Here is a 26025-nt window from a genome sequence, read left to right as displayed (position 1 = left end):
CTTCGTGCCGAACGACATGCAGGTCGGCCAGACCGGCAAGATCGTTGCGCCACAGCTGTACATCGCCGTCGGTATCTCCGGCGCGATCCAGCACCTGGCCGGCATGAAGGACTCCAAGGTGATCGTCGCGATCAACAAGGATGAAGAAGCGCCGATCTTCCAGGTAGCGGACTACGGCCTGGTCGCCGACTTGTTCGAAGCGGTCCCCGAGCTGGAACAACTGGCCTGATCCACGGATGCAAAAGCCCGGCCCTCAAACGAGGGCCGGGCTTTTGCATTGCGTCCTGCACCGCTCAGCGAACCCCGGGGAACCCCTGGAAGCTCGGCAGAATACTCATGCAACCCGGAATCTGCCGACACGCCCTGGCCCCGGCAGACTCGGGCGCAGCCGAGGCCAGCAACGTCAGGCCGATGATCAACACCACCGACAGCGGCACGCAATAGGCCAGCAAGCGCTGTATCTTCATGACCACCCTCTCGATCTGCCGCCCTGCCAGGCTGGCTGGCAGGGCGCAAGCACTCAGCGTTCATCCACCGTGATGATCTCGCGCCGCTCGGCCATGCTCGCCGGCACCTGGTCTTCGTCGGTGAAGAACTGCTGGTACCACTCGCGCAGCTGGTACACCGGGCCATCGTTCTCGGCCAGCACTGGCTTGTCGATGCGCACCTTGTGCTTCCAGATGTCCACGTCCTGGTAGAACGACTCGCGGTTGCTCTTGACGTAGGCCTTGGCGATTTCGCCGTTCTGCTCGTCAGTCAGGCCCGGCACGCGCTTGACCATGCAACCAAAACGCAGCACGAAGCTGTCCGGGGTCACCGGCACGTGGCTGTTGAGCAGGATCGCGTGCACCCGCACCTCGCCGAACATCGAACTGAGCTCGGTGAAGTGGGTGGCCGGCCCGTAGTACGCCGACGGCGCAATCAGGTCTCCGCCCAGGCGCTCCGAGTCGCCATGGAAGATCTGCCGGCCGATGTGCCCTTCGAACTCGTTGGCAAAATACTTGGTCGGGGTGCCATGCACCGGCCCGAAATGCTGGGCGTCGACCAGGTTGTCGACCAGCTCGCGCGGGTTGGTTTCGATCAGCATGGTGTCGATGTTCCAGTCGTGGATCCACTCGGGGTCGTCCATCTCCGGCAGGTGCGGAATGACCACCCCCTCCTTCGGCGGGCGCCCTTCGGGGTTGTTCCAGACGAACAGCAGGTTGTTTTCCTCGCAGCTCAGCCAGCTGCGGGTCTTGGCCTTGGGCGGTATGCGCTTGCAGTAAGGGATTTCCACGCACTTGCCGCTGGTGTCGTACTTCCAGTGGTGGAACGGGCAGACCACGGTGTCGTTCTCGATGGTGCCCTGGGACAGGTCGGCGCCCATGTGCGGGCAGTACGCGTCGAGAATGCTGATGGCGCCGGCACTGTTGGCGAACGCCACCAGGCGCGTGCCGAACACGTTGAGGGTGTGCAGCTGGCCATCACGGTAGTCGTCGGCCACGCCCAGGCAATGCCAGCCCCGGGCGTAGCGGTGGGTGCGCTGGGCGCTGTCGATGGAGAGTTCGGCGAGTTTGGTCATGTTGTTGTTATTCCTGTAGGGGGTACGCCAATCACCGGCAATACCCCTGCGGTGCCGGGGGGATTACCTGGCAGCTATCTTTGAGCAGCCGTGACGGGCCCTCATCCTTCAATCGGACTAGGCCGGTACTCATTGGCCAAAGCGCCGCGCTGCCTCCGGGCCGAAGTCACGCGGGCTGAAGCCTGGGCGGTTGAGCAGGTAGCCGGTGCGCTGCTGGTTGATCAGGTTGAACGCCAGGTAGCTGCCGGCATTGAGGTCGTGGTACAAGCCCACGCCTGCCTGCGGCCGTTGCGACTCGTAGGCATAGAAGTAGTTGACCATCGAAGTCCGCCACAGCTCGCCACGGTTGTCGTAGTTGTCGGCCAGCATCGGGAACCAGGTGTCCTCGTCGATGTACAGCTTGCGCTTGCCGTACAAGTGGCGATAACCCGGCTTCAGCGTGCCTTCCAGTTCCCACACCCGGTGGCGCTCGTAGCGCATGGCCTGCGGGCTGATGTGCCCGGGCGTGAGCAGGTCGGCGTACTTGAGGTCCGGCGCATGCAGGCGGTAGGCGTTGTAGGGGATGAACATTTCCCGTTTGCCGACGATCTTCCAGTCGTAGCGCTGGCCCGAGCCGTTGAACAGGCGCACCTCGTCCACGGTGATCGAGCCACCACTGCCGGGGAACGACATGTCGAAGCCATACCCGGGCGACTGCCGCACCCGCCGCGTGCCCGGGTCGTAACGCCAGGCCTGGCGTGGTTCGGTCTTGTCGTTCCAGAACTCGGTGCCGGTGTTGATCTCGCCCTTGTCGCGTTGCGGCAACAGGGTTTCGTTGAGGTAGAACGACGAGTTGCCCAGCGTGTCACCGACCTTGCCCGGCTCCAGCGCCGGCGCCAGGTTGCGCGAATGCACGCGGCCCCAGTTGATGTTGCCGTCCTTGAGCACGTAGGCGTTGTCGGAGGTGTATTCCTCGGTCCAGGCCCGCAGGGTGAAGGTCGAGGCATTCTTCAGCAGCTCCAGGCCGCTGCGCGGTACCGGGAATGGCGTGCCGCCGGTCTTGCCGACCACGCCTTCGCCATCGTCCACCAGTTTGGCCAGCTTGGCGTTCTCGCGGGTCGCCTGGCACACCGCATCGTCGAAGCGGAAATCCCGGTGGCTGGGATAAACCGGCATCTTGAAGGTGGCCGGGTACAACTTGAACAGTGCTTTCTGCCCATCGGACAGGGCGTCGGCGTATTGCCCCAGGTTGTCGGCAGTGATCACGAACAAGGGCTTTTCATCAGGGTACGGGTCGACCGGGTGCTGGCCGGTGCCCTTGAACGCAACGTGCGGCGGCACGCCCAGCCACTTGCCGGAGAATGGCGGGATGCTGCCGTCGGCATTGCCGCTGGGGTCGGCGCCGACACAGGTCAGGTCCTTGCCCAGGCGCTCGACATCCTCGGGCGCGGCCAGCGCCACACCCGGCGCCGCAGCCATCAGCAGCAGGCTCAGGGCCAGGCCGTGGCGCGCCAGAATACTCTCGGTCATTGTTGTTCTCCTTGGTTACCGATAGCGGTGGCCCAGTATCGGCAGGCCCTCGCGGCAGCAGCATCGTCCGCTCGGACTAACGCATCTGCGCCGCCAGGCTGCCGGGCTCGCCCAGCGCGACCACGCTGTTGAGCATGATCCGCACCAGCTCGGTCTGGCGCCGTACCCCGGTCTTGGAGAAGATCGAGCGCAGGTGCGCGCGCGCCGTGTTGCGGCGGATGTTGAGCCGCTCGGAAGCCTCTTCCAGGGACAAGCCGTTGGCCAGCTCCAGGGCCAGGCCGGTTTCTGCCGGGGTGAGGTTGTACAACTGCGCGGTCACCGTGTTGCTGGCCAGCGACTTGCCCACCGCGTCGCGCACGTACACCACCACGGTCGGCTTGCCCTTGCCCTCGACCAGCTCCTGGGACGGCACCAGCTCCACCACCACCCCCAGGTTGACCTGCCCGGAGGGGCGCGACACCGACAGCGCCTCGGCGCCCTGGGCGGCCAGGTTGCCCTGCCGGCTGCGCTGGAAGGCGCTGCGCACCAGCCGGCCCAGCTCGCGGTTGTCGCTCGGGTAGGTGGCCTCCAGGCGCCCGCCCACCAGCTTCAGCCCGTCGTTGCTGTCGAGGATCTCGCGGGCCACCGGGTTCAGTTGCAGCACACTACCGGTCTCGTCGAGCATGATGGTGGCGACGGCCAGGCGGTTGATGGTTTGCGAGTACAGCGTGCCCAGCGAGGCGCTGCGGTCCAGCAGTGCATGCATGTGCAGGGCCCGGCGCAGGTGCGGCACCAGCATCGCGCACAGCGCCCGCTCCAGCTCGCCGAAACGCGCCTGCCCACGCGGGCGGTTGATGCGCAGGCGCAGGGTGCCACCGTCGGGCATGCTGATGTCGACGCCAAGCATGTGGAAACAGCCATAGGGTGCGCAATACAGCAGGTAGAACGACGAACAGGCCCATTCGGCATCGCTCATCAGCTCGTCGACGGTGAACACGCGGTCCACCGGCAGCCGGTCGAACAGCGAAGCCTTCTCGCAATAGGCGAAATGGTTGACGCCACCCTCCCCCGGTTCGACATCGCCAGCGACCATCATCGGTGACAGCAACGGCTCATCGAGCACCCGCAGGATCAGCGTCACATAGCTGGCCGCAAACAACCCGCGCAGCTGGCGCAAGGCCTCGTTGAGCCGCTGGGTATCGAGCGCCGCATCGTACATGTTGCCGATCAGCCGCTCATACTCGCCGAGCTCGATGCCCAACTGGTCCAACACCTGGGCGTTAGACAGCATGGGCAGGCTCCAGATCAGACGCGCGGGCCACCAGCGGCCGGTCGCGGTCGAACCAGGCTGCCAGCGCCGGCAGCAGGAAGATCGCGCCGAATACGTTCACCAGGAACATGAACGCCAGCAGGATGCCCATGTCGGCCTGCAGCTTGAGCGGCGCCAAGGCCCAGGTGCCGACGCCAATCGCCATGGTCAGGGCGGTGAACACTGCCGCCGTGCCGCGCTGGCACATGGCGCGGTAGAAGGCGCTGCGCAGCGGCTGGCCGGCCGCCATTTCATGCTGGATGCGTTCGTAGAGGTAGATGCCGTAGTCCACGCCCACCCCGACGCCGAGCGCCATCACCGGCAAGGTGGCGACCTTCAGGCCAATACCCAGCAGCGCCATCAGCGCATTGCACAGGATGGCCACGATGCCCAGCGGCACCACGATGCACAGCACCGCGCGCAGCGAACGGAAGGTCAGCAGGCAGAACAGCCCCACCGAGCAGAACAACGCCGCCAGCATCCACGCCTCGGCATGCTTGACCGCTTCATTGGACGCCGCCATGACCCCGACATTGCCCCCGGCCAGGTGGAAGCTCGCCTGTGGCACCTGGACGCTGGCGATGATGCGCCGCGCCTCGTTGACCACATGGGCCACGGTCGCGCCCTCGTGGTCGTTGAGGAACACCAGCACCTGCATGCGCCGGCAGCCCTCGGTGACCAGCCCGGAGTCCGGGCTATAGGCCATCGAGCCTTGCTGCAGGCCCCGCGAAGAACCGGGGATGGCGGCCCAGCGCGGGTTGCCTTCGTTGTTGCCGGCGATCATCGCCTTACCCAGACCAGCGACGCTCTGCACCGACTGCACCCCCGCAACCTGGCGCATCTGGAAGTCGAAGGCTTCCACTGCACGCATCACCGCCGGGGCCAGGCAGGCTTCGTCGCTGCCGTGGGTCTGCACGAAGACTGCCAGCACATCCAGGCCGATGGCATAGCTGCCGACGATGCGCTGGTTGTCCTGGTTGTAGCGTGAGTCGGCGCGCAGCTCCGGTGCGCCAGGGCCGATGTCGCCCACCGCCAGTTGCCGCGCCTTGAACACACCCGCCCCCAGCAACAGCAGGCTGACCGCGAACACCGCCAGTGCCGGCCGCGGCTGCGCCAGTGCCGACAGGCGCCACCACAGCGGATGCTGGCGCGTCTGCGCCGGCGCCTGGGCACGCCCCGGCGTGGTCGGCAGGTACGACAGCACCAGGGGCAACAGCATCTTGTTGGTGATGATCATCAGCATCACCCCCAGGCAGGCGGTCACGCCCAGCTCGTGGACGATGGGGATGTCGATCAGCATGATCACCGCGAACCCCAGGGCATTCATCAGCAAGGCCAGCGAGCCCGGGATGAAGATCTTGCAGAACGCCGAATGCGCCGCCTGCAGCGCCGTCGCACCGGCCAGCATGTCCTGCCTCCAGGCGTTGGTCATCTGCACCGCATGGGACACGCCGATGGAGAAGATCAGGAACGGCACCAGCACTGACATCGGGTCGATACCCAGGCCCAGCAACGGCAACAGGCCCAGCAGCCATACCACCGGCAGCAGCGCCACCAGCAACGCCACCAGGGTCAGGCGCAGCGAGCGCGAGTAGGCCCAGAGCAACGCTGCGGTGATCAGGAAGGCGACGACGAAGAACAGCAGCACCGTGCTCAGGCCTTCCACCACATCGCCCACCAGCTTGGCAAAGCCCACCACGCTGATCTCGATGTCGGCGCTGTCATAGCGCGCACGGATGTCTTCCAGGCGCTTGGCGACCTCCACATACGACACCGGCTGGCCGCTGCGCGGGTCGCTGTCCTGCAGGTCGGCGCGCACCAGCGCCGCCCGCTGGTCGTTGGCCAGCAGGCGGCCGGCCTGGCCAGCACGGGCGGCATTGCTGCGCACCTTCTGCAAGTCCTCGGCAGTGCCGGCGTACTGCGGTGGCACCACCAGGTCGCCGACAAAGCCCTCTTCGGTCACCTCCACATAGCGCACGTTGGGGGTGAACAACGAGGTCACGCTCGGCCGGCTGACGCCGGGGATGAAGAACACGTCATCGGTGACCTGTTGCAGCACCTTGAGGAATTGTGGGTTGTACAGGTCGCCCTCGCCCTTCCAGCGCACGCTCACCAGCAGCCGGTTGGCCCCGGTGAACACCCGGCCGAAGTCGAGAAAATTGCGCATGTAGTCGTGGCGCACCGGGATCTGCTTGTTGAACCCGGGATCGAGGCGTACCTGGGTGGCGTTGTAGCCCAGCGCCAGGGTGACCAGCAGGAACACCCCAAGCCAGGTACGCCTCGCGCCGAGCAAGCGGTCGGCACAACGGCGCACCCAGCGCTCGCTGCGGGCGCCGCTCATGGCCGCGCCTCCTGGCTCAGCGCCACGTCAGGTTGTGCGCCCTGGAACACGCCACGTTCACCGGCTACCAGCAGGTGGCGGCCGCTGAGGCCCACTGCCGACGTCAAGGTACCCAAGCCACTGAGCTGGTCGATGCCGAGCAGGTCACCCTCGGCATCCAGGTGAATCAACCGGCTGCCGCCGCCCACCAGCACCAGCCCGGCCTGCCCCGGCAAGCGCGCGTGGCCGTAGATGGGCTGGCTGCTACCCACCTCAAGTTGCTCCCAGCTGTCGCCGAAGTCGCGGCTGCGAAACACATGGCCCCGCATGCCGTAGGCCAGCCAGGTGCTGGTCGAGAGGCGCACCACCCCGAACAGCGAGCCATTGTAAAAGGCCGGCAGCTGCTGCCAGTGCTGGCCGCCATCGCGGGAGCGCAGCACCAGGCCCTGCTCGCCGACCAGCATCTGGTGGCCGTCGGCGCCGCCGTCGAGGCCGTTGAAGTGGGCACCATCACCGGGCATCTGGCGCGCGGCCCAGTGCTCACCGGCATCGTCGGAGACCAGGAACTTGCCATAGCTGCCATAGGCCACCACCTGCTTGCCGTCTGCGCTCCACACGCCCAGCAGCGGCTCGCCGAGGTCGGCGTCGTAGTGTTTTTCCTGCCAGGTCTGGCCGGCATCGGCCGAGCGCAGGATCCAGCCATCGTGGCCGACTGCGACCAGCACCTGCTCGCTCAGGGCGACCACGCCGGTCAGGGTCACCTCGCGCCCGGCGCCGGGCTGGCTGGCTTGCCAGCTGCGGCCACTGTCGCGGCTGGCCAGCAGCGTGCCGCGTTCACCGACGGCGATCAGCCGGTCACCGCTGCTGATCAGCGCATTGACCTGGACCCGGTCGGCCAACACCTCGGTGATTGCCAGGGGCGCGGGTTGACGGGGGGCGAAGGCAAAGAGCACGGCGGCGATGACGATGGCGCTCATGGCATAGCCGGTCAGCTGGCGCGAGGCAGGCTTCATTGGGTGACCCTCTTGGAATTGTGCCTGGATGATCCGGCTGGGGGTGGCTGGGGGGCATCGTCCAAATGGGGTAGCGGGGTTTGCCGTTAAACGTGTTCGCCGCCAGAGGTGCAGCGCCTGGGAAATAGAGCCCGCGCGGGCGGCGCTCGATCTCACAGGCGCTGAAAATCTCAAGCCAGGCTCAAGGCAACTCAAACAACCCCGCCGCCCCCATCCCGCCACCGATACACATCGCCACCACCACAAACCGCACCCCGCGCCGGCGCCCTTCGAGCAACGCATGGCCGACCATGCGCGCACCCGACATGCCAAACGGATGCCCAATGGCAATCGCCCCGCCATTCACATTCAACCGCTCGGGCGGGATCTCCAGCGCATCCCGGCAATGCAGCACCTGGCAGGCAAACGCCTCGTTGATTTCCCACAGGCCAATGTCCGCCACCCCCAGGCCAAAGCGCTTGAGCAACTTGGGCACCGCCAGCACCGGCCCAATGCCCATCTCCTGCGGCGCACACCCGGCCAAGGCGATACCGCGATAGATGCCCAACGGCGTCAACCCACGCCTGCGCGCCTCGGCGCGGCTCATCAGCAGGCTGGCCGACGCACCATCGGAAAACTGCGAGGCATTGCCCGCCGTGACGAACTCGCCGTGGCTCACCCACTTGCCGTCCTTCCACACCGGCTTCAACGCGGCCAGGTCCTCCAGGCGGGTGCCCGGGCGGTTGCATTCGTCACGCTCGACGCGCACCCGCTGATGCCCGGCGGGCTGGCCGTCCTGGTCGAACAGCAGCTTGTCGACCTCCAGCGGCACCAGCTCTTCGTCGAACAACCCGTCACGCTGGGCCGCTGCGGTGCGCAACTGGCTCTGCAGCGAATATTCATCCTGTGCGGCGCGGCTGATGCCGTAACGGCGCGACACGATCTCGGCGGTCTCCAGCATCGGGATATAGGCGTCCGGCATCACCGCCTGCACCGCCTGGGACTGGGCCCGGTAGCTGTTCTTGTGCTTGGTCTGGGTCAGCGACAGCGACTCCACGCCACCGCCGATGGCAATGTTCAGCTCGCCAGTGACGATGCCCTTGGCGGCCATGCCGATGCTGATCAGGCCAGAGGCGCACATGCGGTCCACGGCCATGCCCGGCACGCCGTGGGGCAGCCCGCCGGTATAGGCACACAGGCGGCCGATGTTGTAGCCCTGGGTGCCCTGCTGCACAGCGGCGCCCATGATCACATCGTCGATGGCCGCAGCCTCGACCCCGCTGCGCTCGACCACGGCACGCACCACGTGCCCGCCCAGTACAGGGGCCTCGGTGTCGTTGAACGACCCACGGAACGACTTGGCCAACGCGGTACGTGCGGTGGCAACGATGACAGCTTCATTCTGGTCCATGACGGCTCACTCGGTAACGGGGTTGAAGGTGTAACGGCTGATGGTGTCGATCACGCAGCCCGGGCGGCTTTCGCCTTCGATCTCGACGCTGACCCGCACCACCAGCTGCACGCTGTCGGCCAACTGTTCGGCACGCAGGATCTGGCCGTGGCCACGCACCCGCGCACCAACGCGCACCGGCGCCGGGAAGCGCACCCGGTCGCTGCCGTAGTTCACCCCCATGGCCAGGTTGTCGATGGTCAGCAGTTGCGGCAGGAACAGGTTGACCAGCGACTGGGTCAGGTAACCGTGGGCAATGCACGCGCCGAACGGGCCTTGCGCGGCGCGCTGCGGGTCGACATGAATCCACTGGTGGTCGCCCGTGGCTTCGGCAAACAGGTCGATGCGCGGCTGGCTGATGGTCAACCACTCGCTGTGACCCAGGTCGGTGCCCTCGGCGGCAAGCAAGGCCTGGGCACTGTTGAAGACATGATTCATGGGCGCTCCTCAGGCTTGCTGCGAACTGACCGACAACACTTCACCGACCATGTACGACGCGTAGTCACTGGCCAGGAACATCATCACGTTGGCGACTTCCCAGACCTCGGCGGCACGGCCAAAGGCCTCGCGGCTGGCCAGGCTGGCCAGCAACGCTTCGCTGGAAGCCTTCTTGAGGAAGTCGTGCAGGGCAATCGACGGCGACACCGCGTTGATGCGCACGCCATGTTCAGCGGCCTCCAGCGCGCTGCAGCGGGTCAGCGCCATCACCCCGGCCTTGGCCGCGGCATAGTGGGCCTGCTCTTTCTGCGCCCGCCAGCCGAGCACCGAAGCGTTGTTGACGATCGCCCCGGCGCCGCGCCGCTGCATGTGCGGCAGCATCGCCCGGGTCATGCGGAAGGTGCCGGTCAGGGTCACATCCAGCACCCGCGACCACTCCTGGTCGCTCATTTCGACCACGGCCCGCTGGCCGCCGAGCCCGGCGTTATTGATCAGCACATCGACGCCGCCCAGCAGGCCCTCGGCGCGGTCAACCAGGGCCTGCACATCGGCCTCCACGGTGACGTCGCACAACTGGCCGTAAATGGCCTGCAGGCCGGTTTCTGCCTTCAGGCGCGCCACCGCCTCTTCCAGCCGGCGTGGGTGCACATCGGAAATCATCAGCGCCCGGCAGCCTTCCTCGGCGCTGCGCCGGGCCGCCGAATAACCGATACCGGCACCGGCGGCAGCAGTGATCAGCACCGACTTGCCGGCCAGCAGCTGGTGGCCGGGTACATAAGGGGGAACGTGTTTCATGGGGCTTTCCTCGATTCGATGGTTTGCAGGCGCTGGTCAGCTGCCCCAGACCCGTTGTGCGGCGGGTGCCTGGGCCAGGATCTGCGCCACTGCCGGGCCGATTTCCTCGACCTGCCAGCGCCCGCCCTTGTCCTGGGTGGTGCCGGTGCGCCAGCCATCGGCCAGCGAGATCCGCCCGCCCTGGCTTTCGAACACCTGCCCGGTCACCTGGGCCGACTCGACACTGCCCAGCCACACCACCAGCGGCGCGACGTTTTCCGGCGCCCAGGCATCGAAGCTGCCGTCTTCCGGCGCCTTGACCACATCCGGCATCGCGCTTTCGGTCATTGCCGTGCGCGCGGCCGGTGCCAGGGCATTGGCGGTGACCCCGTAGCGCGCCAGCTCGGCCGCCTGCACCAGGGTCAGCGCGGCGATGCCGCCCTTGGCCGCGGCATAGTTGGACTGGCCGATCGAGCCCTGCAAGCCGGCCCCGGAGCTGGTGTTGATGATCCGCCCGGCCACTGGGGTCCCGGCCTTGGCCAGGTCGCGCCAGCGGCGCCCGAGCAGGTTGGCCAGGCAGTAATGGCCCTTGAGGTGCACGCGCATCACCAGGTCCCAGTCGTCCTCTTCCAGGCTGATGAACATGCGGTCACGCAGCACCCCGGCGTTGTTGACCAGCACGTGCACTTCGCCGAACGCCGCCAGCGCGGCGTCGATGATGCGCTGGGCGCTGGCCAGGCTGGTGATGTCGTCGCTATTGCCAATGGCCTGGCCACCGCTGGCACGGATCTCTTCGGCCACCGCCTGGGCCGCCTCGGCACGGATGTCGTTGACCACCACCTGAGCGCCCTGCGCGGCAAATGCCAGTGCGTAGGCGCGCCCCAGACCGCCGCCAGCACCGGTGATGATCACCGTGCGGCCTTCACATATCGCCATGTCTGAATCCTTTTTCCTGGAATGAAAAGCGCAGCTCAAAGGCGCTCGATGATCGTCACGTTGGCCTGGCCGCCGCCCTCGCACATGGTCTGCAAGCCATAGCGGCCACCGCTGCATTCCAGTTCGTTGAGCAGCGTGGTGGCCAGCCGGGCGCCGGTCGCGCCGAGCGGGTGGCCAAGGGCGATGGCACCGCCATTGACGTTGGTGCGCGCCGGGTCGTAGTCGAGCTCCTTGCTCCAGGCCATCACCACCGAGGCGAACGCTTCGTTGATTTCCACCCGGTCGATGTCGGCCATGCGCAGGCCGGTGCGTTGCAAGGCCCTGCGAGTGGCGGCGATGGGCGCGGTGAGGTGCCAGATCGGGTCGTCACCGAGTACCGTCAGGTGGTGGATACGCGCCCTCGGGGTCAGGTCGTAGCGCTTGAGCGCGGCCTCGGAGACCACCAGCAAGGCCGCCGACGCATCACAGGTCTGGCTCGACACCGCTGCCGTGATCGCCGGGAACTGCGGATCGACCGGCTGCAGCTCGGCCATTTTCGCCAGGCTGCTCTGGCGCGGTGTTTCATCCACGTTCAGCCCCTGATAGCCGACGATTTCCCGGGCAAAGCGCCCGCTGGCAATAGCCGCCAGCGCCCGCTGGTGGCTTTGCAGGGCGAACGCCTCCATCTGCTCGCGGCTGATCTGCCAATGGTCGGCAATGCGCTGCGCGGCATAGAACTGGTTGACCGGTTGCGTGCCGAAACGCGCCCGCCAGCCTTCGCTGCCGCTGAACGGGTCGGCAAAACCCAGCGGCTGCCCGGCGAGCATCGCCGAGGAGATCGGAATGCGGGTCATGGTCTGCACGCCGCCGACCGCCACCACATCCTGGGTGCCGCTCATCACCGCCTGGGCGGCGAAGTGCAGTGCCTGCTGCGACGACCCGCACTGGCGATCGACCGTGGTACCCGGCACCGACAGCGGCAGCCCGGCGGCCAGCCAGCTGGTGCGGGCGATGTCACCGGCCTGGGCGCCAATGGTGTCGACACAGCCAAAGATCACGTCGTCGTAATCCTCGGCCGGGATGGCATTGCGCGCCACCAGGGCCTTGAGCACATGCGCGCCCAGGTCGATGGCGTGCACCTCGGCCAGCGCGCCCTTGCGCTTGCCGGTGGGGCTGCGCAGCGCATCGACGATATAAGCCTGAGCCATGTGCTACTCCTCGAAGGTATGCCCCGGCCCAAGCCGGGTGTTGTCGGCGAACAGGAAGGCACCGACACGGGACTTGTGGAAACCGCGGTCGCCCCAGGACGCATCCAGCGCCCAGGCCCGCTTCATGAACATCTGCAGGTCGACTTCCCAGGTGTACCCCATCGCGCCATGCACCTGGATGCCCTGGCGCGCCGCCAGCCAGCTGGCCGCGCAGCACGCCAGGCGGGCCTGCGAAACCCACACCGAGGCGTTCGCCTCGCCCTGGGCCAGGCCATGGGCGGCGCGGTACAGCACCGGCTTGGCCTGTTCGATCTGGCGCGCCACGTCGGCCAGGTGGTGTTTGACCGCCTGGAAGCTGCCGATCGGCCGGCCGAACTGCTTGCGCTGGGCCACGTAGTCCACCGACAGGTCGAGCATGCGCTGGGCCAGGCCGAGCAACTGCCCGGCCACCGACAGCGCGCCGCGGTCGAGCATTTGCGCCTGCAGGCGCCGGCCCTGCTCGCCACTGGCCAGCAGGGTTTGCGGCGTCGGGTGCCAGCTCACCTGGCCGAGGCGGCGCGAGGCGTCGATGCTCGGGTTGGCCTGCACATCCACCGCCGCACGCGGCACCAGGTGCAGGTCGTCGCCGGCCGGCAGGATCAGCACCTCGGCCAGCTGGGCATCGCTGACCAGCGGGTTGATGCCGTGGCTGATCGCCAGGCGCACGCTGCCCTCGGCAATGCGCGGCAGCAGCTCGGCCCGCGCCGGGTGGCCGGGGTCGAGGCTGGCCAGCAGGCCGGCGGCCACGTAGGCGGTGTCGGCCAGCGAGTCGGGGATGCCGTAGTAGCCCAGCTCCTGGGTCATCAGCGCCCAGGCCACGTCGTCCATGCCCAGCCCGCCTTCGGCTTCGGGCACCGACAGCGCGGTCAGGCCCTGGGCGGCGATGCGGTTGCGCAGGTCCGGCGAGCGCCCGGCGTCGGTTTCCCAGATTTCCCGGAGCATCTCCGGGGCGGCTTCGGTCATCAGGAAACGGCTGATGGCTTCGCGAAACGACAACTGGTCATCGGTAAAGGTGAAGTCCATGGCCTGGTCCTTACTTGGGCAGGCCGAGCATGCGCTCGGCAATGATGTTGCGCTGGATCTCGTTGGTGCCGGCGTAGATCGGCCCGGCCTGGGCGAACAGGAAGCCTTCCAGCCAGGCCGCCGCATCCACCGCCGCCGGCGCAGCAGCCAGCAGCTCGCCACGGGCGCCCAGCAGGCGCATGGCGGTTTCGTGCATTTTCAGGTCGAGCTCCGACCAGATGATCTTGTTGATGCTCGACTCGGCACCGATCTGCTCGCCGCGGGCCAGCCGCCCCACCGTGTGGTAGGCCGACAAGGCATAGGCTTCGGCGCCCATCCAGCAGTCGATCACCGCATCGCCCAAGGCCGGGTCGCGCACGGCGCTTTCCGGGTGGGCCTTGAACAGCTCCACCAGCTTGCGCGCGGTGTACTGGAAGCGCGCCGGCGAGCGCAGCAGCAGCCCGCGCTCGAAGCCGGCGGTGGCCATCGCCACATGCCAGCCCTGGCCCTCGGCGCCGATGCGGTTGCTCACCGGCACCCGCACGTCGTCGAAGAACACTTCGGCGAAGGCGTCCTTGCCGTTGAGCGCCTTGATCGGGCGAATGCTGACCCCGGGCGCATCCAGCGGCACCATCAGGAACGACAGGCCATGATGGCGGCTGGAGCCGGGTTCGCTGCGGAACAGGCCGAACAGCCAGTCGGCGAAGATCGCCCGGGTCGACCAGGTCTTCTGGCCATTGAGCACGTAGTGGTCGCCGTCGAGCAGCGCCTTGCTGGTGATCGCCGCCATGTCCGAGCCGGCGTTGGGCTCCGACCAGCCCTGCGCCCACATGTCGATGCTGGCCGCCATGCGCGGCAGGAAGCGGCGCTTCTGCTCGGCCGTGCCGAACTCCATCAGGGTCGGGCCGAGCAGCAGCTGGCCGTTCTGGTTGACCCGCATCGGCGCCCCGGCGCCGTAATACTCTTCCTCGAAGATCAGCCATTCGGTCAGGTCGCAGCCGCGCCCGCCGAGCTCGGCGGGCCACATCACCATCGACCAGCGACTCTCGAACAGCCTGGCCTCCCAGGCGCGGTGTTGCTCGAAGCCCTCGCGGGTGTCGTAGCTGGCCAGCGGCTCGCGTGGCAGGTTGTCAGCGAGCCACGCCCGCACTTCGGCGCGAAAGGCCTGCTGCTTGGGGGTATAGGTCAGTTGCATGGCGTTCCCTCAGAACTTGGCATCGCGTTTTTCGACAAACGCCCGGCGGGTTTCCGCCGAGTCGGGGCTGGTGTAGGCCTGCAAGGTGAAGCCCTGCTCCCAGCGGTACTTGTCTTCCAGGTTGCCGTCCTCGATGCCGTTCAAGGCCTCCTTGGCGATGCGGATCATCCCCGGGCTCTTGGCGGCGATGCGGGCGGCAATCTCCAGCGCTGTTTCCCGCAGCTGCGCCCTGGGCACCACGCGCTCGATGAAGCCGTAGGCCTGGGCCTGGGTGGCGTCGATACTGTCGCCGGTGAAGAACAGGTAACGCACCTTCTGCACCGGAAACAGCCGCTGCAGGTGGGCGCCGCCGCCCATGGCGCCACGGTCCACTTCCGGCAGGGCAAAACGTGCGCAGTCGGCGGCCACAACGATGTCGGCGGCACCGGTGATGCCGATGCCGCCGCCGAGCACAAAGCCATGCACGGCGACGATCACCGGCACCGGGTTACGGTGCACGGCCTTGAAGGTTTCGTAGTTGCCGGCGTTGACCTCGACGATGCGCTCGGGGTGGGCATCCAGTTCCTTGATGTCGACACCGGCACAGAAGCCGCGCCCCTCGGCGCGGATGACGATGACGCGCACCTCGGGGTCGGCGCCCAGTGCACTGATCTGTGTGGCCAGGGCGCGCCATTGCTGGCTGTCGAGGGCGTTGACCGGTGGTTTGTCGATGACCAGCTCGGCAATGCCCTGGTCGATCTGGGTGGTGAAGGCCGGGTTCATGAGCGTTCTCCGCTGTGGGCAAGTCTGTCGTTGGGGGTTGCCGAAGGTTCGGCCGGGCAGCGGGCGAGCAAGGCGTCCAGGCACTGGTTGGCCTCGGCGACGATGCCGTCGATGACCTCGCGGCAGCTCAACAGCTCGCTGATCGCCGCCGCCACCTGGCCACTGGGCAGGATGCCGGCGTCCGGCTCGCCATCGACCATCGAGCGCTGCAGCAGCACCGGCTGGTTGGCGGCCATGACCACCTGCGACAGCGCCGCCGGGTCTTCGCGCAGGGCCCGCACGAACACCGCGCCCATGTGCGCCAGGCTCATGCCGGTCTGCTGCTTCCACTGCCAGGCACTGGCCAGGGCGATGCGCAGGCGGCCGAACGGTCCGGCCTGTTCGAGGCGATTGATGAAGCGGTTTTCGATCATGCGGTGGCGCATGCCGTCCACCGCCGTGGTTACCCGTACCTGCTGCGGGTCGTCGACCTTGAGGTAGCGCGCCAGGGTGCTGGCCGGGGTCGGCGATTCGCGGGTCATCAGGAACCGCGTACCCATGGCGATGCCACTGGCACCGGCCGCCAGCACCGCGGCCAGGCCACGCCCGGTGGAATGCCCGCCTGCGGCGATCACTGGCACGCGTACCGCCGCCAGCACCTGCGGCAACAGGATCGAACCGGGCACGCCGCCGGTGTGGCCACCGCCCTCGCCTGCCTGCAGGGTGATCAGGTCGGCGCCCAGCTGTTGCGCCTTGAGCGCATGCTTGAGGGCGCCAACGGTGGGAATGCACAGCACCCCGGCCGCCTTGAAGCGGGCGATGGTCTGCGCATCCGGCCCGCGCCCGTAGCTGACGGCGCGCAGGCGATAACGGATGGCAAGGTCGACGCACTGTGCCGCGTTGTCCTGGAACATGTGGAAATTGAGGCCGAAGTTGCTGCCGCCGGTGGCGTCGATCACCTTGCGAATTTCGCTCTCCAGCGCATTGGCGGCAATCGTCGCCCCGGCCAGGAAGCCGAAGCCGCCGGCCAGGGTGGTGGCGATCACCAGGTTGGCATCGGAGACCCAGCCCATGGCCGTCTGCACCACCGGGTAACGGCAGCCCAGGGCCTCGGTCAGCGCGGTGTTCATCCAGCGGCTCACCGCTCGCCCCCTTCGGCGCGCAGCGCCTGCTTGTTGGCCTGGGCCATGCCTTTGGCATCGAAGCCGCCGAGCTTGTCGCCCGACAGCAGCTCGTTGTGGGCATGGGCGAAGTGGTGCCAGGCGAATGCCGCATCCATGGCCGTGCGCTTGCCTTGCAGGTCTTCGACGTGGTTGATCGCCTGCTTGGTCAGGGCCAGGCCCATGCGTGGCTGGCGGGCGATGCTCGCCGCCAGGGCGTAGGTCACCGCCGGCAACTGGTCGCGTGGCACCACACGGTTGACCATGCCCATCTGGTAGGCGCGTTCGGCGCTCATGCGCTCACCGCAGAACAGAAACTCCTTGGCGATGCGCGGGTTCAGCTCGTAGGGGTGGGCGAAGTACTCCACCCCCGGGATGCCCATGCGCACCACCGGGTCCTGGAAGAACGCATCGTCGCTGGCGACGATCAGGTCGCACACCCACGCCAGCATCAGCCCACCGGCCACGCAGGCGCCATGAACCATGGCGATGGTCGGCTTGGGCAGCTCGCGCCAACGCCGGCACATGCCCAGGTAGACTTCCTGCTCGCGGGCATACAGCTGCTCGCCACCAGGCTTGTTGGTGTGGTCCCACCACAGGTGCGCACGCTCGAACGGCTTGTTGATGTCGCGCCCGGGGGTGCCGATGTCGTGGCCGGCGGAAAAGTGCCGGCCCTCACCGCACAGCACGATGACCTTGACGCTGTCGTCGTCCACCGCCTGGCGCAAAGCCGCGTCCAGGGCGTAGGTCATCTGCGAGTTCTGCGCGTTGTTGAACGCCGGGCGGTTGAGGGTGAGCGTGGCGATACCGTCGGCCACGGCATACAGTACCGGGTCCTGGGTCTCGTACACGGCCGCGTCCTCGCGGCTGACGAATTGGCTGTCGCTGCTGTGCATGCGGGTGTCCTCAGGCGGCGCGGATGCCGGGCGGGTTGCCCTTGATCGCGCTGGCACGCAGGCCATGGGGGTCGAGCCGACGGATCAGCGCCAGTTGCTCGGCAGTGGGGTGCACGGTCTCGCGCAGCTGCGCCGCGCGCAGCAACGGGAAGCCGGTCTTGTCCTGCACTTCGTCGAAGCTCACGCCCGGGTGCAGGGTGCGCACCTGCGCGGCGCGGCCAGGGCCGTCGAAGTCCAGGGTGCACAGGTCGGTGATGACCTGGCGGATGTCCATCAGGTCGCGGCGCGCGCCCTCGGGCCAGCGCTCGGCCTTGAAGCCGACACCGCAGACCATGTCCACTTCGCCGCTGACGAACACCCGGGTGCTGTGGTTGGGCACAAAGAACGAGTTGAGGTGGTTGATGCTGTTGCCCGGCAGGCCACGCACGCCGAGCATCGCGGTGCGCGGTTTGTGGTAGTCGCCGACGCAGGACAGGTTGGTCTGGCCCCAGCGGTCGACCTGGGTTGGCCCGATCATGGCGTGGCGGCGGCCGCCCCATACGCATTCGAACACCCGCTCGAAACTCAGGTAGCCGCTGTAGCGTGGCGCCTGCTCGCCACGTGGGCCCAGCGGGATCGGCTCCTCGACCAGGAACGCCTCGCTGTCGGTCATCAGCAGCTCAGGGCTGTGGGTGAGCTTGGCCAGGCTGGCGCCCAGGCGCGGTATCACGCCCAGGCCCGAGGCGATGACCTCGCCATTGCCGCGCCAGGCTTCGGCGGCGGCCACGATCAGCAGTTCGGCAAGGGTGAATTCAGGGGTGGCAGTCATGCTGGAATCCTCAGAACACGGGAAGGGGCAAGGCGCCCATGCGCGCGGCACCGCCGTTGTGCGCTTGATAGGCCTGTTCGCCACCGGCCACGCAGGCCTCGACGTAGCGCTGCCAGCCGCCCTCTTCCTGGGCGCTGGCGACATAGCCCTTGAGGTGCTCCAGGTCCCAGCCGTAGTCCGACGGGCAGGAGGTCGGATGGGCACCGAGCGGTGCATGCACCACGCCGGTCACCAGGTAGCGCTCGAAGGTGTTGCCGCGGGCCTGCTCGGCGTCGAGCTGCAGGCGCTCTTCCAGGCGCTCGCAGGAGACGAAGCACTGCTTGGCGGCGCGGGCAAACAGGTGGTCGAAATACGGGTCGGGGCCGGTCACCAGGCAGTTGCCCAGGCGGTCGGCGACGTTCACATGCAGGAACGCCACGTCCAGCTCAAGCGCCGGCATGGCCAGCAGCACCTCACCGTCGTCATAGGGCGAGCGGACGGTCTTCAGCGCAGGGTTCAGCCGCGTTACATCGGTGGCCAGGCCACAGCGGGTGGGCAGGAACGGCAGGCGCATGCCGGCAGCGCGCAGGCCCCACTGGAACATGCCCTCGTCGAGTTCCATCAGCTCCAGCTCGCCCGCCTCGCGGGCCTTGCGGTAGTAGGGCTCAAGCGGGATGGCATCGAGGGTGACGAAGCCGAACACCAGCTTGCGCACCTTGCCAGCCGCGCACAGCATGCCGACCTCCGGGCCGCCATAGGCGACCACGGTCAGGTCCTTGACTGGCGAGCGCAGGATCTCCCGGACGATGGCCATCGGCTTGCGCCGCGGGCCCCAGCCACCGAAACCGATGGTCATGCCGTCGCGCAGCTGGGCGACGGCATCGGCACTGGTCATTTGCTTGTTCATGCTCAACTGCTCCTTACTGGCGGCCGACCGAGAAGTCGTGGCCCCAGATACTCACGCGGGTGAACTCGAAGGCCGAGTGCTCGGCCCAGTCGACCTGCAACCCGCCATAGCCGTACTCCAGGTCGAAGCCGGACGGTGTCTTCATGTAGAAACTGGTCATGTGGTCGTTCAGGTGCTGGCCGAGGGTCGCGGACAACTGCCCGCCGTGGGCCTGCAGGCGGTCGTGGGCGCGGCCGACCTCGGTCATCGAGTCCACCTCGACCATCACGTGCACGCAGCCGGACGGCACCGGGTACTCGGCCAGCGCCAGGCTGTGGTGGCGGGCATTGGCGCAGTGCAGGAAGTGGATGCGCACCGGCGGCGCCGACGGGTCGGGGCGAAAGTTGAAGATGTCCGACAGGCCGAAGCCGAGCACGTCCTTGGCAAACGCCAGGGTGGCGTCGAAATCCGGCGCCGGCAGCACGGTGTGGCCAAGGCCCATGTCACCGGTGACGAAACGCGGCACCCCTTGTGGCGAGATGAACGGCTGGCAGTCGGAGCGGTGGCCCCAGCTCAGCTCATGCTGGTTGCCGGACGGGTCCTTGACGGTGACCAGCGCCTGCACGCCGCGCTGCTCGACGGCATCACGGCTACCGACCTGCCAGGCCACACCGCAGCGCTCCAGGTGCTGCAGGGCCTGGTCAAAGGCCTGCTGGCCGGGCAGCTCCCAGCCACTGGCCAGATAGCGCGGCGAATCGCCCTCGACCACCAGCATGCGGTAAGGCCGCTCGTCCATCTTCACGTACAGGCCGCCACCGGGTGCTGCCTGCACCTGCATGCCGAGCACCTGCTCGGCATAGCGTTGCCACTGGCCAAGGTTTTCGATCTGCGCGACGAAGTAGCTCAAACCACGAATGTCGATCATGCCCATGTTCCTCCAGGCTCAAGGGGTTGCCTGGGGAACATTGTGCAAAGCGCCCACGCTGTGCTCATCGTCCGTTGAGACTAAGCGCAACACTCGGTGCAGAGGGCTGCGGGCCTAGTCCGTTTCAATGATTCGCGGTGCTTGGCCCAGCCCTAGATTCGAAGGTGTTGTCTACCTGAATCCAGGGGCTGCGCTGCAGCCCCGCCAGCCTAGAGATGCCCCCTATGGAGTTCGCTTTCACCGAGGAACAGCTGCTGATTCGCGACAGCGCCGAGCGTTTTCTCGCCCAGGCCAGCGATTCACACGCGGTACGCGCAAGCATGAGCCGTGCCGCCGATTACGACCCCGAGCTGTGCCGGCAGATCGGCCAGGAGCTGTACTGGCCGGCGCTGCTGGTGCCCGAGGCCCACGGCGGCATGGGCCTGGGCTTCGTCGAGCTGGCCGTGCTGCTGGAGCAGTGCGGGCGCTTTCTGCTCGGCTCGCCGCTGTTCGCCACCACGTGCCTGGCCACCCCGGCCCTGCTGCTGGCCAACAACCCGGCGCTGCAAGCCCGCTGGCTGCCGGCCATCGCCAGCGGCCAACTGCACGCCACCCTGGCCTGCCCACTGGAGGCCGCGCAGCTGCAAGCTGAAGTGCACCCCCATGGCGACGGCTACCGCCTCGAGGGCTGCCACGCCCAGGTCATCGATGGCGCCCAGGCCGGCCTGTTGCTGATCGCCGCCCGCCGCCCAGGCAGCACGCGCGAACAAGGCATCAGCGTGTTCGCCGTACCGGCCGATACACCCGGCGTAGTACGTACTACATTACACACCCTCGACCAGACTCGGCGCGTGGCTCGCGTCGAGTTGCACCAGGTGGAAGTCAGCGAGGCACAGCGCCTGTGCGCCATCGACCAGGCCTGGCCACTGCTGCAGGCCACCCAGCGTATCGCCGCCATCGGCCTGGCCGCCGAGCAGTTGGGCGGCGCCCAACAGGCGCTGGACCTGACCCTGGCCTACACCGCCGAGCGCCACCAGTTCGGCCGGCCGGTGGCCAGTTTCCAGGCCATCAAGCACCGCTGCGCCGACATGATGCTGCACATCGAGTGCACCCGTTCGGCGGTCTGGTACGCCGCCTGCGTGGCCCGTGAATACCTGGCCGAAGACGGTGACACGACAGTGCGCGGCGAATTGCTCGCCGCTGCGGCCACCGCCAAGGCCCATGCCAGCGAGACGTTCTTCCATTGTGCGGCCGAGTCGATCCAGCTGCACGGCGGGGTCGGCTTCACCTGGGAATACGACCCGCACCTGTACTTCAAACGCGCCAGGGCCAGCGAGCAGCTGCTGGGCAACCCGGCCTGGCACCGTGAGTGCCTGGCCACCGAACTACTGGGAGCACGCACATGAAAATCGGTTTCAGCCAGGCAGACGAAGCGTTCCGCCAGGAGGTCGCCAGCTGGCTGGTGGCGCACCTGCAAGGTGAATATGCGCAACTGCGCTTTCGTGGTGGCCCTGGCGACGAACACAGCTTCCCGGCCGAGCGCAAGGCGTGGGAGCGCGAGCTGGCAAGCGGTGGCTGGGTCGGCGTGGGCTGGCGCGAAGAGGACGGCGGGCGTGGCCTGAGCATCAGCCAGCAGGTGATTTTCCACGAAGAATACGCCCGCGCTGGCGGCCCTGGGCGCATGGGCCATATCGGCGAAGGGCTGGTCGGCCCTACCCTCGCCGCGTTCGGTACGGCCGAGCAACGCCAGCGCCTGCTGCCAGGGATTCTCAAGGGCGAGGCGTTCTGGTGCCAGGGCTATTCCGAGCCTGGCGCCGGCTCGGACCTGGCCAACGTGCAGACCCGCGCCCGCCTCGATGCCAGCGGCGAGCGCTGGCTGATCAGCGGGCAGAAGGTCTGGACCTCGCTGGCCCATGAGGCCGACTGGTGCTTCGCGCTGGCCCGCACCGAGCCCGGCAGCGTCGGCCACCACGGCCTGTCGTTCCTGCTGGTGCCGATGGCCCAGGCGAACATCCGCGTGCAGCCGATCCAGCAACTGACCGGCACCAGCGAGTTCAACGAGGTGTTCTTCGACCAGGCCGAGACCTCGGCGAACAACATCGTTGGCCAGCCCGGCGAAGGCTGGAAGATCGCCATGGCCCTGCTGGGCTTTGAACGCGGCGTGTCGACCTTGGGCCAGCAGATGCAGTTCCACAACGAGCTTGAGGAGGTGCTGCGCATCGCCCGCGCCAACGGCGCCGCCCGCGACCCGCTGCTGCGCCAGCGCCTGGCCCAGGCCTGGTCGGGGCTCAAGGTGCTGCGCTACAACTCGCTGCGCATGCTCTCCGGACCGCAGGACGGCAGCCTGGCGCGCGAAGCTATGATCTACAAGCTGGCCTGGTCGAACTGGCATGTCGAGCTGGGCAAGTTGGCCATGGATGTGCTTGGGGATACTGCTGAGGTGCTGGAGAGTGCGCCGTATGGGTTGAGCCGGTTGCAGTCGCTGTTCCTGTTTACCCGGGCCGACACCATCTACGGCGGGAGTAACGAGATCCAGCGCAATGTGATTGCCGAACGGGCGCTGGGTATGCCGCGGGAGGTGAAGGGGCGCTGAAACCCTGGGGCTGCTTTGCAGCCCATCGCAGGCAAGCCAGCTCCCACACCGACAGCATCGACTTCAAGTCATGCGCTGTACCTGCGGGAGCTGGCTTGCCTGCGATGGGCCGTAGAGCGGCCCCTGACCAACCCCTACCGAACCCGAATCTTCGGGTCCCCCGCCCCACGCCGCATGCCCTGCAGAAACCCCTCCAGCGGTGCCGGCTCGGCAATCTGCGGCAAGGCATCCTTGTCCGGCCGCTGGGCCCAGAACGCATCCCATGACGGGAACAGCTCGTGGAAGCTCCCGGCATAAGGCTCACGCCCCGGCCAACGCATCTTCAATCCACCAATCGGCGGCTTGTTCAGGTCAGTCGCGTACCAGTAGCACGGCAAGCGCCGGCGGAAGCACCAACGCCCATCGATGCGCTCGTAGTCATCCCAGTACAACATCTGCATGATCACCCACTCCGGCCCGGTCTCATGCTCGTTCTTCGAATACACCACACCAGTGGCGTGGTCGGCATCGCTGAACTCGATGATGTGCTGGCCCAGGTGGTGCGAGGTGCCGTGGAACTGCTTGCGCATGGTCTCGTCGAGCCAGGCCTTGAGGTGTGCGCGGCCGAACTTGTCGCGGCCGACCCGCACGTCCTCGGCAAAGCAGTTGGCCATGGCGTCCATGTCACGCATGTCCAGGGCCAGTGCGTACTTGCCGGCCAGCTGGCGGATCGCGTCCAGCGACTCCAGGCGATCGATGCGCTGCAGCAGCGTGGTGCTGCTGTCCATGGCGGTCATTCCAGCACCGTGTACAGGTCCGAGCCGCGCCCGCCGTCCACCGCCAGGCTTGCCCCGGTCACGTACGAGGCCTCGTCGCTGGCCAGGAACAGGATGGCATTGGCCAGCTCCTGCGGCAGGCCGACCCGGCGCATCGGGATGACCTTCTCGGTATTGGCCCGCGCCTTGGCGTCGCCGAGCATGCCCGCAGTCGCCGGCGTGTCGACCACCCCAGGGATGATCACGTTGCAGCGGATGTTGTGCGCCGCGCCTTCGCTGGCCGCGGCTCGGCTGAAGTTGATCACGGCCGCCTTGGCGGCGGAATAACCGGCCATCCAGGCGGTGCCGAACAGGCCGCAGATCGAGGCGATGTTGACGATCGAGCCGCCCTTGCCCTTCATCAGCTGCATCGCCGTGCGCGTGCCCCAGAAGGTGCCATCGACGGTGGTGGCGAAGTTGGCGTGCCAGTCGGCAGTGCTCATGCCGTCGATGCCGCCCCAGGTGTAGGCCATGGCGTTGTTGACCAGGATGTCGAGGCCGCCGTGGCGCTGCGCAGTGGCTTGCAGCGCGGCGACGTAGGCCTGCTCGTCACTGACGTCGGCCACCGCCACTTCGGCGCAGCCGCCACGGGCGAGGATCTGCTCGCGTACCCCTTCCAGCGGCTCGCGGCGCCGCCCACACAGCACCACCAGGGCACCCTCTTCGGCGAAGCGCAGTGCGGTCGCCTCGCCAATGCCGGAGCCTGCCCCGGTGACGAAGGCGATCTTGCCTTGCAGACGTTTGCTCATCAGTTGCGCTCCTGTCAGATAAAGGCCATGCCGCCGTTGACGGCGATGTTCTGCCCGGTGATGAAGCTGGCGTCATCACTGGCCAGGAACACCGCCACCCGGGCGATCTCGTCGGTTTCGCACATGCGCCCCAGCGGCACGTTCTTCAGCAGCGCCTGCATGTGCTCATCGGGAATGCCGGCCATCATCGGCGTGTTGGTCGGGCCCGGTACCAGGGTGTTGACGCGGATGCCCTGCGCTGCCAGTTCACGGGCGATCGAGCGGGTCAGGCCCATCACTGCAGCTTTCGATGCGCAGTAGTGGCTTGGCCCTTCGCCGGTCAGCGCGGCAGTGCTGGACAGGTTGATCAGCACGCCCTGGCGCTTGCCTTTGAGCATCAGCCGGGCGCCTTCGCGGCAGCACAGGAAGGTGCCGCCCAGGTTGACCCCGAGCACCCGCGCCCAGCTGTCGTCCGGCGTGTCGAGGAAGGCATCGAGGGCGCCGACGCCGGCGTTGTTGACGACGATGTCCAGGCCACCGAAATGTGCTTCGACCTGGCCCATGGCATCGGCCACAGACGCTGCATCGGCGACGTTGCAACCCAGCGCCAGCACCTGTTCGCCGAGGTCGGCGAGGCTGGCGGCGAGCGCGGCCTGGTTGAGGTCGACCGCCACCACCTTGGCCCCTTCAGCGACGAAGCGGCGCACGATGGCCTGGCCCATGCCCTGCCCGGCACCGGTGACGAAGGCCACCTTGTTCTGCAATTTCATAGCGTTCTCCTTGGTTGACGCCTATTGGTGTTCACCATCATTGGGCGCCAGCCGGCGCTGAACATCGTCCGATAGGACTAGCGCCCTGCGCGCGTCGTGGTCCGGATGGACGATGCCGGCCCGCACCGGGCGGCACAGGATCGACCCTCACCCATTCGCGAACTGGAGAACCGGCATGAACCAACCCGTCGACCTGCCCCTGCCCACCGGTCATTACGCCACCCTGCCCAACGGCATGCGCCTGCATTACCTGGACGAAGGCCAAGGCCCGGTGGTGCTGTGGCTGCACGGCAGCGGCCCGGGCGCCAGCGGTTTCAGCAACTTCAAGGGCAACTACCCGCAGCTGGTTGCGGCCGGCTACCGCAACATCGTGCTCGACCTGCCCGGCTTCGGCCGCTCGGACAAACCCGAAGACGTACGCTACGAGCTGGATTACTTCGTCGATTGCGTGGCGGCCTTGCTCGAGCAGCTCGGCATCAGCCGCTGCACCCTGCTCGGCAACTCCCTGGGCGGCGCCATCGCCCTGGGCCTGGCCCTGCGCCAGCCGCAGCGGGTGGAACGTTTGATCCTGCTGGCACCCGGTGGTGTCGAAGAGCGCGAGACCTACTTCCAGATGCCGGGCATCCTGCGCATGGTCGGGCTGTTCAATGCCGGCCCCATCGGCCTTGAGGAAATGCGCAGCATGATGCGCCTGCAGCTGTTCGACGACTCGATCCTGCCCGAAGAGCTGCTGCTGGAGCGGGTGGCGGTGGCGGTGACCCAGCCGAAGAACCTGTTCAGCACCATGCTGGTGCCGAACATGCGCACGCGCCTGGGTGAGATCGAGTGCCCGATCCTCGGGTTCTGGGGCAGCAACGACAACTTCAACCCGGTCAGTGGCGCCCAGTACATCATCGACGGCGCCCGCCAGGCGCGGTTCATCGTGCTCAACCGTTGCGGGCACTGGGTGCAGGTGGAGCACCGCGAGCTGTTCAACCGTAGCTGCCTGGAGTTCCTGCAGCACGGCTGACAAGGCACAGGATCACGCTGTACGTGTGGGAGCCGCGCTTGCCGGCGATGGGCCGCAAAGCGGCCC

At 67.3% G+C, this 26025-nt stretch carries 26 protein-coding genes; 4 read left to right on the top strand and 22 right to left on the bottom strand.

The window, feature by feature from the left end; genetic code table 11:
* A partial coding sequence (locus ABE528_RS26535) for an FAD-binding protein (protein WP_346654544.1) occupies nt 1-229 on the top strand: 229 nt, incomplete at its 5' end.
* Nucleotides 230-293: 64 nt separating this feature from the next.
* On the opposite strand, the gene ABE528_RS26530 is transcribed toward ABE528_RS26535, so the two are convergent.
* The 19 genes from ABE528_RS26530 to ABE528_RS26440 all read right to left on the bottom strand — a co-directional run bounded on the left by ABE528_RS26530 (nt 294) and on the right by ABE528_RS26440 (nt 20086).
* A complete protein-coding gene (locus ABE528_RS26530) occupies nt 294-467 on the bottom strand; it encodes a hypothetical protein (protein ID WP_152959177.1) in 174 nt (57 codons plus the stop codon).
* A gap of 53 nt (nt 468-520) precedes the next feature.
* A complete protein-coding gene (locus ABE528_RS26525; protein ID WP_346654543.1) occupies nt 521-1561 on the bottom strand; it encodes a Rieske 2Fe-2S domain-containing protein in 1041 nt (346 codons plus the stop codon).
* A gap of 129 nt (nt 1562-1690) precedes the next feature.
* Nucleotides 1691-3070 (bottom strand): DUF1329 domain-containing protein, encoded by a 1380-nt coding sequence (locus ABE528_RS26520; RefSeq protein WP_346654542.1) that lies wholly within the window; start codon nt 3068-3070, stop codon nt 1691-1693.
* A gap of 76 nt (nt 3071-3146) precedes the next feature.
* A complete protein-coding gene (locus ABE528_RS26515) occupies nt 3147-4340 on the bottom strand; it encodes a helix-turn-helix transcriptional regulator (RefSeq protein ID WP_152959180.1) in 1194 nt (397 codons plus the stop codon).
* The gene (locus ABE528_RS26510; RefSeq protein ID WP_346654541.1) at nt 4330-6699 is read right to left on the bottom strand and encodes an MMPL family transporter; all 2370 of its coding nucleotides are present in this window, start codon (nt 6697-6699) and stop codon (nt 4330-4332) included. Before ABE528_RS26510 ends, ABE528_RS26515 begins: the two co-directional genes overlap by 11 nt.
* Nucleotides 6696-7691 carry a YCF48-related protein gene (locus tag ABE528_RS26505; protein ID WP_346654540.1) on the bottom strand — a complete coding sequence of 332 codons (996 nt, stop codon included), beginning with the start codon at nt 7689-7691 and terminating at the stop codon, nt 6696-6698. The genes ABE528_RS26510 and ABE528_RS26505 overlap by 4 nt, the downstream gene beginning before the upstream one ends.
* A 181-nt stretch (nt 7692-7872) precedes the next feature.
* On the bottom strand, nt 7873-9081 hold the full coding sequence (locus ABE528_RS26500; protein WP_152959183.1) for an acetyl-CoA C-acyltransferase: 1209 nt from the start codon (nt 9079-9081) through the stop codon (nt 7873-7875).
* Between the two features lie 6 nt (nt 9082-9087).
* Nucleotides 9088-9558: a MaoC family dehydratase gene (locus ABE528_RS26495; protein ID WP_152959184.1), complete on the bottom strand. Its 471-nt coding sequence runs from the start codon at nt 9556-9558 to the stop codon at nt 9088-9090.
* A gap of 9 nt (nt 9559-9567) precedes the next feature.
* Nucleotides 9568-10353 (bottom strand): SDR family oxidoreductase, encoded by a 786-nt coding sequence (locus tag ABE528_RS26490; protein ID WP_152959185.1) that lies wholly within the window; start codon nt 10351-10353, stop codon nt 9568-9570.
* A gap of 36 nt (nt 10354-10389) precedes the next feature.
* Nucleotides 10390-11268, bottom strand: a complete 879-nt coding sequence (locus tag ABE528_RS26485) for an SDR family oxidoreductase (protein WP_152959186.1) — start codon at nt 11266-11268, stop codon at nt 10390-10392.
* A 35-nt stretch (nt 11269-11303) separates the two neighbouring features.
* Entirely contained in the window at nt 11304-12455 is a 1152-nt protein-coding gene (locus tag ABE528_RS26480) for an acetyl-CoA C-acetyltransferase (RefSeq protein ID WP_152959187.1), read from the bottom strand.
* A gap of 3 nt (nt 12456-12458) precedes the next feature.
* Nucleotides 12459-13517 carry an acyl-CoA dehydrogenase family protein gene (locus tag ABE528_RS26475; RefSeq protein WP_152959188.1) on the bottom strand — a complete coding sequence of 353 codons (1059 nt, stop codon included), beginning with the start codon at nt 13515-13517 and terminating at the stop codon, nt 12459-12461.
* A gap of 10 nt (nt 13518-13527) precedes the next feature.
* Nucleotides 13528-14691, bottom strand: coding sequence for an acyl-CoA dehydrogenase family protein (locus tag ABE528_RS26470; protein ID WP_346654539.1), 1164 nt, complete (start codon nt 14689-14691; stop codon nt 13528-13530).
* A gap of 9 nt (nt 14692-14700) precedes the next feature.
* Entirely contained in the window at nt 14701-15453 is a 753-nt protein-coding gene (locus ABE528_RS26465; protein ID WP_346654538.1) for an enoyl-CoA hydratase family protein, read from the bottom strand.
* Nucleotides 15450-16574: a nitronate monooxygenase gene (locus tag ABE528_RS26460; RefSeq protein WP_346654537.1), complete on the bottom strand. Its 1125-nt coding sequence runs from the start codon at nt 16572-16574 to the stop codon at nt 15450-15452. The genes ABE528_RS26465 and ABE528_RS26460 overlap by 4 nt, the downstream gene beginning before the upstream one ends.
* Nucleotides 16571-17488, bottom strand: coding sequence for an enoyl-CoA hydratase (locus ABE528_RS26455; protein ID WP_152959191.1), 918 nt, complete (start codon nt 17486-17488; stop codon nt 16571-16573). Before ABE528_RS26455 ends, ABE528_RS26460 begins: the two co-directional genes overlap by 4 nt.
* A 10-nt stretch (nt 17489-17498) precedes the next feature.
* The gene (locus ABE528_RS26450; protein ID WP_152959192.1) at nt 17499-18296 is read right to left on the bottom strand and encodes a ketoacid CoA transferase; all 798 of its coding nucleotides are present in this window, start codon (nt 18294-18296) and stop codon (nt 17499-17501) included.
* 10 nt (nt 18297-18306) lie between these two features.
* Nucleotides 18307-19182 carry a CoA-transferase gene (locus ABE528_RS26445; protein WP_346654536.1) on the bottom strand — a complete coding sequence of 292 codons (876 nt, stop codon included), beginning with the start codon at nt 19180-19182 and terminating at the stop codon, nt 18307-18309.
* Nucleotides 19183-19195: 13 nt separating this feature from the next.
* Complete coding sequence (locus tag ABE528_RS26440) at nt 19196-20086, bottom strand: VOC family protein (RefSeq protein WP_346654535.1); 891 nt, start codon at nt 20084-20086, stop codon at nt 19196-19198.
* A gap of 224 nt (nt 20087-20310) precedes the next feature.
* Between ABE528_RS26440 and ABE528_RS26435 the strand changes: the two genes are divergently transcribed.
* Both ABE528_RS26435 and ABE528_RS26430 read left to right on the top strand, forming a co-directional pair.
* The gene (locus tag ABE528_RS26435; RefSeq protein ID WP_346654534.1) at nt 20311-21471 is read left to right on the top strand and encodes an acyl-CoA dehydrogenase family protein; all 1161 of its coding nucleotides are present in this window, start codon (nt 20311-20313) and stop codon (nt 21469-21471) included.
* Nucleotides 21468-22658 carry an acyl-CoA dehydrogenase family protein gene (locus ABE528_RS26430; protein ID WP_346654533.1) on the top strand — a complete coding sequence of 397 codons (1191 nt, stop codon included), beginning with the start codon at nt 21468-21470 and terminating at the stop codon, nt 22656-22658. The genes ABE528_RS26435 and ABE528_RS26430 overlap by 4 nt, the downstream gene beginning before the upstream one ends.
* A 134-nt stretch (nt 22659-22792) precedes the next feature.
* On the opposite strand, the gene ABE528_RS26425 is transcribed toward ABE528_RS26430, so the two are convergent.
* From ABE528_RS26425 to ABE528_RS26415, 3 genes are read right to left on the bottom strand one after another with little or no spacing between them, the layout of a single operon-like run.
* On the bottom strand, nt 22793-23425 hold the full coding sequence (locus tag ABE528_RS26425) for a nuclear transport factor 2 family protein (protein ID WP_178120136.1): 633 nt from the start codon (nt 23423-23425) through the stop codon (nt 22793-22795).
* Between the two features lie 5 nt (nt 23426-23430).
* A complete protein-coding gene (locus tag ABE528_RS26420) occupies nt 23431-24201 on the bottom strand; it encodes an SDR family NAD(P)-dependent oxidoreductase (RefSeq protein WP_346654532.1) in 771 nt (256 codons plus the stop codon).
* Between the two features lie 14 nt (nt 24202-24215).
* Nucleotides 24216-24950 (bottom strand): SDR family oxidoreductase, encoded by a 735-nt coding sequence (locus tag ABE528_RS26415; RefSeq protein ID WP_152959199.1) that lies wholly within the window; start codon nt 24948-24950, stop codon nt 24216-24218.
* Nucleotides 24951-25125: 175 nt separating this feature from the next.
* On the opposite strand from ABE528_RS26415, the gene ABE528_RS26410 reads away from it, so the two are divergent.
* Entirely contained in the window at nt 25126-25959 is an 834-nt protein-coding gene (locus ABE528_RS26410) for an alpha/beta hydrolase (protein WP_152959200.1), read from the top strand.
* Nucleotides 25960-26025 lie beyond the last annotated feature (66 nt).

It is taken from the genome of Pseudomonas sp. TWI628, from assembly GCF_039673865.1.
In the GTDB taxonomy this organism is placed as follows: Bacteria; Pseudomonadota; Gammaproteobacteria; order Pseudomonadales; family Pseudomonadaceae; genus Aquipseudomonas.
The sequence above is the reverse complement of the archived record's forward strand: the minus strand, read 5'-3'. Positions and strand labels throughout refer to the sequence as shown.

Bases quoted from the DNA above. Each gene is read 5' to 3' on its own strand.
- ABE528_RS26505 (WP_346654540.1), bottom strand. From the start codon at position 7,691: ATGAAGCCTGCCTCGCGCCAGCTGACCGGCTATGCCATGAGCGCCATC.
- ABE528_RS26420 (WP_346654532.1), bottom strand. From the start codon at position 24,201: ATGAGCAAACGTCTGCAAGGCAAGATCGCCTTCGTCACCGGGGCAGGC.
- ABE528_RS26470 (WP_346654539.1), bottom strand. From the start codon at position 14,691: ATGCAACTGACCTATACCCCCAAGCAGCAGGCCTTTCGCGCCGAAGTG.
- ABE528_RS26455 (WP_152959191.1), bottom strand. From the start codon at position 17,488: ATGCACAGCAGCGACAGCCAATTCGTCAGCCGCGAGGACGCGGCCGTG.
- ABE528_RS26410 (WP_152959200.1), top strand. From the start codon at position 25,126: ATGAACCAACCCGTCGACCTGCCCCTGCCCACCGGTCATTACGCCACC.
- ABE528_RS26530 (WP_152959177.1), bottom strand. From the start codon at position 467: ATGAAGATACAGCGCTTGCTGGCCTATTGCGTGCCGCTGTCGGTGGTG.
- ABE528_RS26475 (WP_152959188.1), bottom strand. From the start codon at position 13,517: ATGGACTTCACCTTTACCGATGACCAGTTGTCGTTTCGCGAAGCCATC.
- ABE528_RS26510 (WP_346654541.1), bottom strand. From the start codon at position 6,699: ATGAGCGGCGCCCGCAGCGAGCGCTGGGTGCGCCGTTGTGCCGACCGC.
- ABE528_RS26500 (WP_152959183.1), bottom strand. From the start codon at position 9,081: ATGGACCAGAATGAAGCTGTCATCGTTGCCACCGCACGTACCGCGTTG.
- ABE528_RS26525 (WP_346654543.1), bottom strand. From the start codon at position 1,561: ATGACCAAACTCGCCGAACTCTCCATCGACAGCGCCCAGCGCACCCAC.
- ABE528_RS26430 (WP_346654533.1), top strand. From the start codon at position 21,468: ATGAAAATCGGTTTCAGCCAGGCAGACGAAGCGTTCCGCCAGGAGGTC.
- ABE528_RS26445 (WP_346654536.1), bottom strand. From the start codon at position 19,182: ATGAACAAGCAAATGACCAGTGCCGATGCCGTCGCCCAGCTGCGCGAC.
- ABE528_RS26485 (WP_152959186.1), bottom strand. From the start codon at position 11,268: ATGGCGATATGTGAAGGCCGCACGGTGATCATCACCGGTGCTGGCGGC.
- ABE528_RS26515 (WP_152959180.1), bottom strand. From the start codon at position 4,340: ATGCTGTCTAACGCCCAGGTGTTGGACCAGTTGGGCATCGAGCTCGGC.
- ABE528_RS26450 (WP_152959192.1), bottom strand. From the start codon at position 18,296: ATGACTGCCACCCCTGAATTCACCCTTGCCGAACTGCTGATCGTGGCC.
- ABE528_RS26520 (WP_346654542.1), bottom strand. From the start codon at position 3,070: ATGACCGAGAGTATTCTGGCGCGCCACGGCCTGGCCCTGAGCCTGCTG.
- ABE528_RS26415 (WP_152959199.1), bottom strand. From the start codon at position 24,950: ATGAAATTGCAGAACAAGGTGGCCTTCGTCACCGGTGCCGGGCAGGGC.
- ABE528_RS26425 (WP_178120136.1), bottom strand. From the start codon at position 23,425: ATGGACAGCAGCACCACGCTGCTGCAGCGCATCGATCGCCTGGAGTCG.
- ABE528_RS26495 (WP_152959184.1), bottom strand. From the start codon at position 9,558: ATGAATCATGTCTTCAACAGTGCCCAGGCCTTGCTTGCCGCCGAGGGC.
- ABE528_RS26435 (WP_346654534.1), top strand. From the start codon at position 20,311: ATGGAGTTCGCTTTCACCGAGGAACAGCTGCTGATTCGCGACAGCGCC.
- ABE528_RS26490 (WP_152959185.1), bottom strand. From the start codon at position 10,353: ATGAAACACGTTCCCCCTTATGTACCCGGCCACCAGCTGCTGGCCGGC.
- ABE528_RS26465 (WP_346654538.1), bottom strand. From the start codon at position 15,453: ATGAACCCGGCCTTCACCACCCAGATCGACCAGGGCATTGCCGAGCTG.
- ABE528_RS26480 (WP_152959187.1), bottom strand. From the start codon at position 12,455: ATGGCTCAGGCTTATATCGTCGATGCGCTGCGCAGCCCCACCGGCAAG.
- ABE528_RS26440 (WP_346654535.1), bottom strand. From the start codon at position 20,086: ATGATCGACATTCGTGGTTTGAGCTACTTCGTCGCGCAGATCGAAAAC.